General features: G+C 59.6%; 10 protein-coding genes. 3 read left to right on the forward strand and 7 right to left on the reverse strand.

The features are described 5' to 3' along the window. Positions 1-121: 121 nt before the first annotated feature. A complete protein-coding gene (locus IE224_RS19815) occupies positions 122-577 on the reverse strand; it encodes a DUF1236 domain-containing protein (RefSeq protein ID WP_191313135.1) in 456 nt (151 codons plus the stop codon). 506 nt (positions 578-1,083) lie between these two features. After that, a complete protein-coding gene (locus IE224_RS19820) occupies positions 1,084-1,911 on the reverse strand; it encodes a hypothetical protein (protein ID WP_191313137.1) in 828 nt (275 codons plus the stop codon). An 84-nt stretch (positions 1,912-1,995) separates the two neighbouring features. Here IE224_RS19820 and IE224_RS19825 point away from each other — a divergent pair, with 84 nt between their 5' ends. Further along, positions 1,996-2,940, forward strand: coding sequence for an OmpA family protein (locus IE224_RS19825; protein ID WP_191313139.1), 945 nt, complete (start codon positions 1,996-1,998; stop codon positions 2,938-2,940). Between the two features lie 184 nt (positions 2,941-3,124). On the opposite strand, the gene IE224_RS19830 is transcribed toward IE224_RS19825, so the two are convergent. The 4 genes from IE224_RS19830 to IE224_RS19845 all read right to left on the reverse strand — a co-directional run bounded on the left by IE224_RS19830 (position 3,125) and on the right by IE224_RS19845 (position 6,635). Next, positions 3,125-3,532, reverse strand: coding sequence for a DUF2442 domain-containing protein (locus IE224_RS19830; protein ID WP_191313141.1), 408 nt, complete (start codon positions 3,530-3,532; stop codon positions 3,125-3,127). Next, the gene (locus IE224_RS21470; RefSeq protein WP_373305588.1) at positions 3,519-3,812 is read right to left on the reverse strand and encodes a DUF4160 domain-containing protein; all 294 of its coding nucleotides are present in this window, start codon (positions 3,810-3,812) and stop codon (positions 3,519-3,521) included. The genes IE224_RS19830 and IE224_RS21470 overlap by 14 nt, the downstream gene beginning before the upstream one ends. A 254-nt stretch (positions 3,813-4,066) precedes the next feature. Then, positions 4,067-4,390, reverse strand: coding sequence for a transposase (locus tag IE224_RS19840; RefSeq protein ID WP_191313145.1), 324 nt, complete (start codon positions 4,388-4,390; stop codon positions 4,067-4,069). Positions 4,391-4,622: 232 nt separating this feature from the next. Further along, positions 4,623-6,635: a M10 family metallopeptidase C-terminal domain-containing protein gene (locus IE224_RS19845; RefSeq protein WP_191313148.1), complete on the reverse strand. Its 2,013-nt coding sequence runs from the start codon at positions 6,633-6,635 to the stop codon at positions 4,623-4,625. A gap of 253 nt (positions 6,636-6,888) precedes the next feature. Here IE224_RS19845 and ctrA point away from each other — a divergent pair, with 253 nt between their 5' ends. Both ctrA and IE224_RS19855 read left to right on the forward strand, forming a co-directional pair. Then, positions 6,889-7,623: a response regulator transcription factor CtrA gene (ctrA, locus tag IE224_RS19850; protein ID WP_191313149.1), complete on the forward strand. Its 735-nt coding sequence runs from the start codon at positions 6,889-6,891 to the stop codon at positions 7,621-7,623. Positions 7,624-7,837: 214 nt separating this feature from the next. After that, complete coding sequence (locus tag IE224_RS19855; RefSeq protein WP_191313151.1) at positions 7,838-9,997, forward strand: PAS domain-containing hybrid sensor histidine kinase/response regulator; 2,160 nt, start codon at positions 7,838-7,840, stop codon at positions 9,995-9,997. Positions 9,998-10,238: 241 nt separating this feature from the next. Here IE224_RS19855 and IE224_RS19860 read toward each other — a convergent pair whose 3' ends face one another. Beyond that, a complete protein-coding gene (locus IE224_RS19860; RefSeq protein ID WP_191313154.1) occupies positions 10,239-10,769 on the reverse strand; it encodes a hypothetical protein in 531 nt (176 codons plus the stop codon). Positions 10,770-10,871 lie beyond the last annotated feature (102 nt).

Genomic DNA, 10,871 nt, shown 5'->3' on the forward strand with positions numbered 1-10,871 from the left:
TCGCTTTGGGGAAAGGTTCACATGGCTCAATTCTCAGTGGAAATTACGCGCCTATCCGGCTCAGTTCTGGGTGGAAATCAACAGCAGGCCGACTGATAGCCGGCCTGTCTTGAGGATTCGGTTATTCGTAGATGTGAACGATCTTCCGGCTTTGCGGCTCCACCAGAACCGCGCGATCCTCGACATAAACATAGCTGTATTCGGACTCAGGGATCGTGTGAATCTCAACCGTTTCCGGCACCTGCGTTCCGACCACAATGTCAGTATCAAGAACCACGGACTCGGTCTTGTTCTCCATGACGTAGGTTCTCGTCTCCGGCGTCAGGGCGTCCTCGCTGATATCGCCGACGACACCGCCCGCAACTGCCCCGACGGCCGCACCCACCGGACCGCCCACGGCCGCTCCGGCAATCGCGCCCGAAGCCGCGCCACCTGCAGCACCACCGCCGGTGGTCTCGGTATCGGTCTGAACTTCGGTGACGGATGGTGTAGTCTCGGTCACAACCGTGGTTTGTGCATAGGCGGGGGCGGCGAGAATGGCCGCAACAATCGACGTGGTAGACAGGATCGATTTCATCTCTGATCTCCAAGTTTGAGAATGTTCGAAGTAATTCCTAGCTATTGCAGATAGTTCCTTTGAATTGCTGTGGGCAGCATGCTGTTGATGGCACGTGGCCTGACGCTAGTTTGTCATCCCACCAGCAGCAGCAAGTCTGCCGCGAATAGTCCCTCATCAAGTAATCAGGTCTTATTTAACGCTGCCCGAAGTCAAAATGCGACTGAACCGTCGGCATTCAGGTTCACTTGGCTGAGGCGAGAAGGATGATGTCGGTCTGGCTTCTCGCCCTTCTGACGCTGCGGCTTGTGACGCGCGACGTGCAAGGAACTTCGGCCTGTGCCCAGCGGTTATTTCCACCAGGTGATGACCCTGCTTGAAGGAAGGAAGACGCCATGCGTCGGATCATTCGCAACACAACTGCCATCGCAGCCTGCCTGTCGCTTTTGCTACCCCAACTTTCCCAAGCCTTTGTCATTGCACCTTCACTCGCGGGCAGAAGCGCCGATGGTCATGGCGACGCGCCGCTACGCCTGGCCCAGGCCGAGCGGGAGGAGCCGCCTGTCCGCCGCAGTCAGGCACAGCGGGCCGAGCGTCAAAACCAGCCCAAGGACGAGCGGAAGCCGCAGCGGGCCAAAGAGCAGGCGCAAGAGGCAAAGCCGCGCCAGGATCGCGGCCAATCGAAGGAAGCACCCGCAAGGCAGGTCGAGGAAAGCCGCGAGCAGGCCCGCAAACCCATAGCCCAGCAGGGGGACGAACGCCCGCAACGCGAACGCCAGCGTCGCGAGGCTGCACAGGACAAACGGGAAGTGGACTCCCTGCGGAAGGAACCTGCACAGGAACGTGCGCAACAGGAACGGCGTCCCGCCCGCACACAAGAGCGCGCCGAGCAGGACCAGAAGGATAAAAACCCCCGGCGGGCCGAGGAACGCCAGAGGTCTCAACAAGACGGACAGCCAACCCCGCGTCGCGAGCAGGCCGAGCGCCGCGAACGCGACCAGAACCGGGAACGTCCCGCCGCACGCGCGCAGGAGTCCGAGCCTCCGGCCCGGCGGCAGTCCGAAAGGCAATCCCCGGCTGCCAGGCCCGCTGACAATGGCGGCCGCCAGGGCGCTCGCCCGCCCGCCGAGGCGAAGGCTCCGGGCGAGCAGGCCGTGCGTGACGCCCTTCAGCGCAAACAACAGCAGCAACGCAACATAACGACCCGTGGCGAAGGCACGCCGCAACAACGGGCCGCCCAACCCGCGCCAAAGCAGGCCCGCGCAGCAGAAGCGGATGCCCGTCAGACCGAGGCTGCCCGACAGGCCGCGCGGGAAAGGCGTGCCGCTCGTGCCGCTGCGCTGAATGAGGATCAACGGGGAGAGATCGTCGAGCAGCGGATCACCCGAGAAAACAGCCGCTCATCGAACGAGGATTTCGAGACAAGCCTTCGCGATGCCGTGCGGACGCGCGTTCAGCAGCGCACGGAAGCGCGCAACGACAACGATGACGATGACGATAACAACGACCTGGCCAAGGCCCTGCTGCTGGGCCTGGGCGCGGTTGCGGTGGGAAGCTACCTGAACAACAACCGCCAAGTCGCATTGAGTGCCCCTGACCGGGTCGTGGTGACCCGCGCGGACGGCAGCCAGGAGGTCATCAAGGACGAGGTCGCCCTGCTGCGCCAGCCCGGATCCACCGTGGCGACCGAGAACTTCGACGACGGATCGTCCCGCACGATCGTGACCCGCGCCGATGGCAGCCGCGTCGTGACCATCCGCGACGCCGATCTGCGCGTCCTGCGCCGTACCCTGGTTTCGCCTGATGGTACTCAGACACGCCTCATCGATGATACTGCCGAGGTCGAACCGGTGGATGTTGCCACGCTGCCCGCCCCGGCGCCGGTCTATAGCTCCGGCACCTATAACAACGAAACCGCCTTGCGAGAGGCTCTTCGGAGCGAGGTCGATCTCGACCGCCGCTTCACTCTGGGTCAGGTTCGCAGCATTCCCGAGGTCCGGTCCCTGGTGGCGCCGATCAATATAGATGCGATCACCTTCGATAGCGGCTCGGCTGCGATCTCTCCGGATCAGGCCCAGCAGTTGTCCACGCTGGGCAATGTCATTCAGGACGCCATTGCGGAAGACCCGCGCGAGGTCTTCCTGATCGAGGGTCATACCGATCTTGTGGGGCCGGACGCGGCAAATCTGGCGCTCTCCGACCGCCGCGCCGAGTCGGTTGCCCTGGCTCTGTCCGAGTATTTTCAGGTGCCGCCCGAGAACCTTATTGTTCAGGGCTATGGCGAGCAATACCCGCAGATCCGCAGAGAGGGAGACATCCGAGAGAACAGACGTGCCACCATACGCCGGATCACCAGCCTGTTGCAGACCGCGGACGGAGAGTAATGCCAATCGACGTCGATCCTGCTTTTGCAAATCAATGTCTGAGCGTCTTTTTGAACAACCGGCTCTGCCTCTCTTCGATAGGCAGAGCCCTTATCAGGCTCAAGTCATCACGCCTGAGCATCTATTCATGAGCGGCAAAGAAAGTCCTGCTCTCAAGAACGTATAATTAGGTAATATATGGCCATCAGGCGTGCTTGCGAGGACGTCCACCTTTCGAGCCGTTCGCTCTCGCTGCCGAGGCTTTCGCAGGCGTGGAAGCCTTTCCTCCCGAAGCACCGAGCTGAGCCGCCATCCAACGTTTCGTGCCAAAGACCCCTTGTAAGAGGGCTGGCACGTAAACGTCAGCATCCAGCTTTGGCCAGTGCAGCCCAAGTCCTGCAGGGGTTACTTCGATCTCGGTCAGATCACTGTCCTGGGCATCGGCCAAACCTTCCAGCAAGTGCACCGGCACCATGACCGTAACGCCATTGCTCAGCTCGACGACCACACGTCTCTGACGGGCATCATAGTCAGCCGCAACGGCATAGCCTCCTTGCCGGGTCTGCTCGCTGCGGGCGATGGCCTTGGTGAAGTCTTGTTCAGAAATCTCCATGAATGTCGCTCCATATTGGGCAAAGGGTGGACAGGTGCCTGGCAAGTTCTTTTTCGATGCGTGAGACCGCACGGCGAGAGAACCCGTAGGTCTCCCGAAGAACTGGGGGACCATCCGGGCAGTTCAGGATGAACACGGCTTCCCCCTCTGCTCCGATGACATGAACATGCGCAGGACGGTGGTCATCTGGATAGATCACGACCCGCAGGCCATCGAAGCGAAGAATGGTTGGCATGGCACCATGCCTAGCATAAACCCAAGCGCTTGGGAATAGTTCCATGCGGGCTAGCAACTGTGTCTATGCGCGGGTCTGATGCTGCCAAGCCGTGCCGCTTTTCAGGACGGTGTTCGCGATGGTGATGAGCCGTCTGACGATAGCGATGATGACCAACTTGTGCGGCTTGCCCTTTTCCTTGAGGCGCCTGACGACCGGGTTATGACATGCGGCGGCGAGTGCTGCTTGGAAGAGCACATGTCGCAGTGTTCGTCGAGCGCGCCAACGACAGCAGGCTGCATTGCCGCCGGACGCTGAGATCAGGGTGATCCTGCTTCACCGCTTTTTGCCTCCAGTACCGAGAATGAGACTGGAGGCTGCGGACAATAATCCCGCTCGATGACCAGTTGGCCGATCTTGGCATGCAGCTTCTCGACCTCACCTGCGGAAATCGCCGGCTCGGCAGCACTCTTGCCGTCAAAGGCCGAGGCCATGTTCTCGATCGCGGTTCTCTTCCAGCCCGTGATCATGGTGGGGTGGATGTCGTACTTCTTGGCCAGTTCGGCCGTCGTCAGGTCCTCGCGAATGGCTTCCAACGCCACCTTCGCCTTGAACTCGGCCGAATAGCGCTTCCGTTTCGTCATGCGGATCAGTCCTTCGTCAATCGCCAAAGCTTAGCGACTGGTCCGAATTCCTGCGACCACCTCTCGCTGTCCAGCCACGAGCTTGGGAAGAACGGGATGCGCTCGGCTGGCGTATGGGACCAGGCTGCTTGCCGAGATAGGCGAAGAAGAAGATGCCGAGCATTCGATAGGTCTTCGTCGTTCAAGCGTCACCACGCGGACTCGGCATCACCAGCTCGCCGGCTGCTGCGGCTCAGAGCAGGATATCGCGGCTGCTCAGAGCTGAGACCGCCAGAAGCTCTATCAAAAGATCCCCAACGCCATCTCCATTGATATCGCCGTGCAAGACACCGTTATCGAACCGCAATTCACAGGCGTTGGCAGATAAAGTCTTTGCGCCAATATAGGAGAAGGCTTGGTTTCCAGCGATATCAGAGTTCGCATCGATGCTTCGAAGATCGACCCTGTCCTGACCCGTTGTAAAATCGCAGATGACATCGCGCGATGACGGAGAAGACTCCCGGACGTTGAGAAAGACGAACATGTCGCTGCCGTCACCGCCGTTGAGCCGGTCGGCACCTGTGCCGCCAACAATCTGGTCAAGTCCACCAGCGCCGTAAAGGCGATCGTTGCCGCTGCGGCCGTAGATCAGGTCGTTGCCGGAAAGCCCCTGCAGGATGTTGCCGCCGTGATCGCCCCGCAGATTATCGCGGTATGCCGAGCCGACCATGTTCTCGATCGAAACAAAGGTGTCGCCCTTAGCCTCGCCAGTGTTCAGGTGCGGCAGGAGGAGGTCGACAAGCAACCCTGCGCCATTCCTGATACTCGTCGCTGCTGCCTGAGGATAGGAGGCGTGATCGCTGCCGGCACCACCGTTGAGCCGGTCGGCTCCTGCGCCGCCGAGCAGTCGATCATGGCCATATCCGCCGTAAAGGCGATCATCTCCGCTGCGGCCGTAGAGCGGATCGTTGCCGGAAAGCCCCTGCAGGATGTTGCCGCTGTGGTCGCCGCGCAGGTTATCGCGGTAAGCCGAACCGACCAGGTTCTCGATCGAGATAAAGGTGTCACCCTTTGCCTCTCCGGTGTTCAGGTGCGGCAGAAGCAGGTCCACGAGTAAGCCCGCGCCGGCCTTCATAGTTGTCGCTGGCGCGTGCGAATAGGAGGCGTGGTCGCTGCCGGTGCCACCGTCGAGCCGGTCGGCTCCTGCGCCACCAAGGAGCCGGTCATGACCTGCGCCGCCATAAATGCGATCGTTGCCGCTGCGGCCGGAGAGCCCATTTGCGGCGCTGTTTCCAATGATGGTATCGTTCACAGACCCGCCAATAGCGCGCTCGATGAGAGAGTGAGTGTCGCCTTTGTGCAGCAGGGCGTTGGCGATATTTCCTGCAGCGGTCTCGCTGCCGTCGTAGCGGAGCTTGGCAAGTTGTGTCGGCGACGTGATGGTCCACTGCCCGGGGCGGAGATCGATTTTTAGGGAGGTCGTATAGTTGGCGAAGCTGTATGTATCGCTTCCCCCACCATCCCACACCGTCTGGAAGATCCGGTTGGCTCCAGGGGCGCCCTGGCCTTGGCCGTTGATGAACATCTCGCCTGTCTTCGGGCTCCAGGCATAGACGGTGTTGCTACTGTTCGTGGTGTAGTTCGCGCCGTAAATGTGCTGGATCGCAGCAATGTCGTACATCATCAACGACTGAGCAAAGCCCCATCCCTCGTTGACGTAGGTGCCCTCGGTAGAGCCGAGATAGGAGCGATAGCTCATAACTGAGTATTCCATCGAGTTGCGGTCGCTCGGCATGATATAACGCTCGTGCGGATGCACGAGGCCGAGGGCGTGCCCGATCTCGTGCAGGAAGGTGGCGTTCGCGTAGCTGCCCTTCATCGGCGTACTGTAGGCTTCGCTCGACTGATTGAGCCAGGTGTCGCCGCCCTCGGATGCCGTGGAAGGGAAGTATGCCCAAGCCGTGTGCGGCAAATCTGACAATGCGAAGCGCAGCGTCGCCTCGATGGTAGGGGTCTCAGAAATCTCTGTGAATGTGAGTTTTGAGATGGCGGCATAGTTATCCAGCGCCGAACGTGCCGCCGCCCGCTGCGCAGGGTTCAGCGGTGCGAAGTTGTGAGTGGTTTCCCCATAGCCATAGCTGGTTCCCAGAACCAATGCGCTTTCAGGAAAGCTGAAGGTGAGTTCTGAACTCGTCCATTTGGCGATCCCCAGGAGACCATCGACATAAGGATTTCCACTCGTGCGGTAGCTGGCAGTGGCGGGCATATTGGTCCTTACGGTTCGGCTACGAAGCGGTCACTTACCTTTCCGGGATCAGCGGATCGTTAACCTGCCAGATAATGTTCCATGGGATGGAGGAGGAGCGAACCAAGTTAAGCTTGGTGATCTTAGATCCTAACGGCTTCACCCACTATACACTCTTTTCTGCAGACATCGCAACCAGAGCGTGTATTCTGTCATTCACAGATCCTGAGGCCGCATTCCTGACGTTGGCACCATCGTCGAAAGAGGACCAGCTATGCGTATTTTATTGATTGAAGACGATCCGAGCACCGCACGCGCGATTGAACTCATTCTGACCGCCGCCAGCCACAATGTCTTTCGGACCGACATGGGCGAGGAGGGCATCGGCCTTGCCAAGCTCTACGATTACGATCTGATCCTGCTGGATCTGGACCTGCCCGACATGCACGGGATGGAGGTTCTGCGCCATTTGCGGCTGGCCCGCGTCAATACGCCCATCCTGATCCTGACGGGCTCTGACGACACAGCAAGCAAGTTGCGGGGCTTTGGCTTCGGTGCCGACGATTACATGACCAAGCCCTTCAACCGCGAGGAATTGCAGGCTCGCATTCAGGCGCTCATCCGCCGGTCCAAGGGCCACAGCCAGGCCGTGATCCAGATCGGAGACATCGTCGTCAATCTGGACACGCATTCTGTTGAGGTGAAAGGCAAGCCAATCCATTTAACCGGCAAGGAATATCAGATCCTCGAACTTCTTTGCCTGCGCAAGGGCATGACGCTGAGCAAGGAGATGTTCCTCAACCACCTTTACGGCGGCATAGACGAGCCGGAACTGAAGATCATCGACGTCTTCATCTGCAAACTGCGCAAGAAGCTGTCGGAGGCACTTGGAGGAGATAACCTGATCGAGACAGTCTGGGGCAGGGGTTATGTCCTGCGCGAGCTTAGGCCGTCCGATAGCATGTCTACGCAACCTCTCAGGCGCACGGCGGGAAATCGACGAGGATGAGCCGGAATAAACTTTTGTAGCACGCCTAAAATGCATCTGGCAGTTGAAGTAGCGCACTTTTAAGGATTGATTAATTCCTGTTGGGTGGGTGACCCATTCGGACATCCCATCAAAATCGAAGCAGGTGGGCGCCCAAATAGTGGATCAGCAGGACGAGCTACGCCTTTTGCGGGGAGCATGCGCGGCTAGTCAGACGGGGGCCTGGTCCTATCGTGTGGGCGACGGCGTCGTTGCATGGACCCCGCTCCTTTATGATCTGTTTGCCGTTCCCCAGGGAGCAGACCTGACACTGGAGTTTGCCCTTTCCCTTTACTACGGCGACAGCAGACAAAAGGTGATGGAGGCCGTCAAAAGCTGCCTGAGCGAAGGCAAGCCATGGAAGCTCGACGTGAAGTGCCAATCGACAGAAGGGCGCATCTTCTGGGGCCGGACCATCGGGAAGGCCATTTGCGAGAACGGCCGCGTTGTTGCCTTGCAAGGGGCGTTTCAGGACATCACGCTGGAACGTGCAGCTATTGATGAGCGGCTGCGTGCACAGGCGGAGCAGTCCTTTGTCCTGCGCACAATGCCCGACGGCTTTTTTCTGCTCGACACCCACTGGCGCTTTAGCTTTGTGAACGCCGCCGCCGAGCAAATGCTTCGCCGTGATCCAACAGAGCTCATTGGCGAAAACATCTGGGACGAATTCCCGCAAGCACGCGGCACGATCTTCGAACACACTTATAAAGCCGTCAGGGAGACGGGAATTTCCCGCACCTTCCAGGCCTACTTCGCGCCCTTGGAAGCATGGTTCGAGGTAAGTGCACACCCTGCTCAAACTGGTGTCGCTGTCCATTTTCGCGACGTGACGCGTGAAGTGGGCGAACAGCGTGATCTCCGTTTGTTTCGAGCTGCCATTGACGCCATGACATCCGGTGCAATCATGCTCGAAAGAGGCCTTGGCGATATCAACTCCTGGCCGATCATGTATGCAAATGCATCTGCTTGCCGACTTTGGAACTCGGACACGGAAACGCTGAGGGGGAGGACCCTCAGCGATCTGCTCGCTCAAGCGGTGTGCTCTCCTGATCTGCAGCATGTCGGGGAAGCTCTTGTCACCTCCGAGCTGTGCAAGTTCGAGGTGCGCCGCCCTTCTTCAGGACGCCAGAAAATTCTGGATTGCGTTGCAGTGCCGTTGGCGGGGCAGAGCACAGAATTTGGCCATGCAGTGGTCCTCATGGACGACGTCACGGAGCAAAGGCGCGCATACGAGGAGCGTCACCGCAGCGAACGGCTGGCCCTGATAGGGCAAATGGCAGGAGGCGTGAGTCACGACTTCAACAATCTCCTTGCCGTTATCCTGGGGAATGTGGAGCTTCTGGAGCTTACAACTGATGCCAGCGAGGCTCGGATCCTGATCTCGGAGGCACGCGACGCGGTCATGCGGGGAAAATCCCTGAACGACAGCCTGCTTGCCTTCGCGGGAAAGTCGAAACTGACGCCACAGACGGCGGATCTAGGAATGTTCTTGCAGTCGGTGGCACCGTTTGTCCGCCGTGCCATTCCGTCCCGCATCAAGCTCGAGCTGGATGTGGAGGCAAACCTGCCGCCAGTTCTGATAGACGCTGCAATGGCAGAAAGCTGTCTTCTGAATGTCGCCATCAATGCGCGCGAAGCCATCAAAGAGACGGGCACAATCCGCATCACGCTGGATGCGGTCGAATGTGCGCATCCGAACCGGGAAGATCCGCAAACCTGGGTCCGGCTTTCCGTGCAGGATACAGGCTGCGGAATTCCGCAGCAGTTGCAGGAGCAGGTATTCGAGCCGTTCTTTACGACCCGTTCGGTGGGGCAGGGCTCAGGCCTGGGCCTATCGCGTGTCCGGGGCTATCTCGAGCAGATCGGCGGCTTCGTGACTCTCTCAAGTACGGTGGGGCAAGGTACAACAGTCTCCATGTATTTCGCGGTTGCGCCGGTTGACACGCGGGTCGTGGCCCCCACTGATCAGCCTATCGCGGCCTCCCCCAAAAGGAGACTAAAGGCTCTTGTCGTCGATGATACGCTAGCCGTGGCACGGGTTGTCGCACGTTTGCTGACCTCTTTGGGATGCGATACTCTGATCGCGTCAAACGGCAAGGAGGCTCGCGAGATCCTCGACCGCGAAACGGGCTTGGACTTGTTGATCAGCGACGTGGTCATGCCCGGGGAGTCTGGACTCGATCTTGCCCGAGCGATATCGCGAACATACCCGAACATTCGCATTGCGCTGATGTCCGGCTATACCCAGGACGAGATCCGGACAGACGGAAGTTTGGAAGCAATTGCATTTCTGGCCAAGCCGGTCAGTCGGGTACAGCTGCAGGCATTTCTGGAGTCGGCCCGGAAATCCGCGTGAGACGCGAATGGCAGAAAGGCTCCTTTTTCCGAACAATACAGCGATATGAACCAGTGGTTGAGCACCTCTGGCAGTTCCTCCGCCAGAACATCCTCGCGAACCGGGTCTTTAACGGCTACGACACCATCGGCAACGTCTGCTGCGATGCCTGGGTCGCGCTCCCCGCGATGCCAGAACGCGTCGCTTCATTCACCTCACGCGATTGGGCGCAGGCCAATGGATAATGCCATTGGTAAAAGACTCAACCCGCAAGCTTCACCACCCGGCCGCAATCCGACTGGCCCTGGACGTGAGTTGCGAAGCGGTCCAGCTCGTCCTCGGTCACCAGGGTTCCGTACCATTGCGGGGCTGCGGGCTCGAAGCCGTGCGTTTCGGCCAAGGTGGCCAGCAGGTCGGCCCCGGCCAGCGACAGCGAGGAGCCGATGCTGAAGTCCCCTGTTTCGCCGGACAGCGCCAGCAGCATGGTTTCGCTGAGACAGCCCCAGGCGATGTTGTCCGGCAGGGTCTGGAAGGGTCCCAGATCGACTGCCGAAGGTGGGCTGACGAGGCCGCCATCGAAGACCAGGACGCCGCTTCCCGAGAGATCGGCACTGGCGACATTCGGGGGACGGGCGACGTCGCAAACCAGGGTGCCGGGTCGGAGCTGAGTGGGATCAACGAGGACAGTATCTGAACTGGTGGCGACAACGACAATGTCGGCTTCGGCCAGGGCCAGTTCGAGGTCTGTCGTCCAAGACAGCGAGGGACGCGTTTCCTGCGCCTTTTGAGTCATGGTCTCGATAACATTCTTGGTAACCGCCCGGTTGCCACCGCCTGCCTGAGCGTGGGGTGATCGGCTAAGACACGTGCATAGCGACGTCGTTAACGACGTATC

Source organism: Paracoccus aerius (assembly GCF_014656455.1).
Classification (GTDB): domain Bacteria; phylum Pseudomonadota; class Alphaproteobacteria; order Rhodobacterales; family Rhodobacteraceae; genus Paracoccus; species Paracoccus aerius.

Bases quoted from the DNA above. Each gene is read 5' to 3' on its own strand.
- IE224_RS19815 (WP_191313135.1), bottom strand. From the start codon at position 577: ATGAAATCGATCCTGTCTACCACGTCGATTGTTGCGGCCATTCTCGCC.
- IE224_RS19830 (WP_191313141.1), bottom strand. From the start codon at position 3,532: ATGGAGATTTCTGAACAAGACTTCACCAAGGCCATCGCCCGCAGCGAG.
- IE224_RS21470 (WP_373305588.1), bottom strand. From the start codon at position 3,812: ATGGAACTATTCCCAAGCGCTTGGGTTTATGCTAGGCATGGTGCCATG.
- IE224_RS19840 (WP_191313145.1), bottom strand. From the start codon at position 4,390: ATGACGAAACGGAAGCGCTATTCGGCCGAGTTCAAGGCGAAGGTGGCG.
- IE224_RS19845 (WP_191313148.1), bottom strand. From the start codon at position 6,635: ATGCCCGCCACTGCCAGCTACCGCACGAGTGGAAATCCTTATGTCGAT.
- ctrA (WP_191313149.1), top strand. From the start codon at position 6,889: ATGCGTATTTTATTGATTGAAGACGATCCGAGCACCGCACGCGCGATT.
- IE224_RS19860 (WP_191313154.1), bottom strand. From the start codon at position 10,769: ATGACTCAAAAGGCGCAGGAAACGCGTCCCTCGCTGTCTTGGACGACA.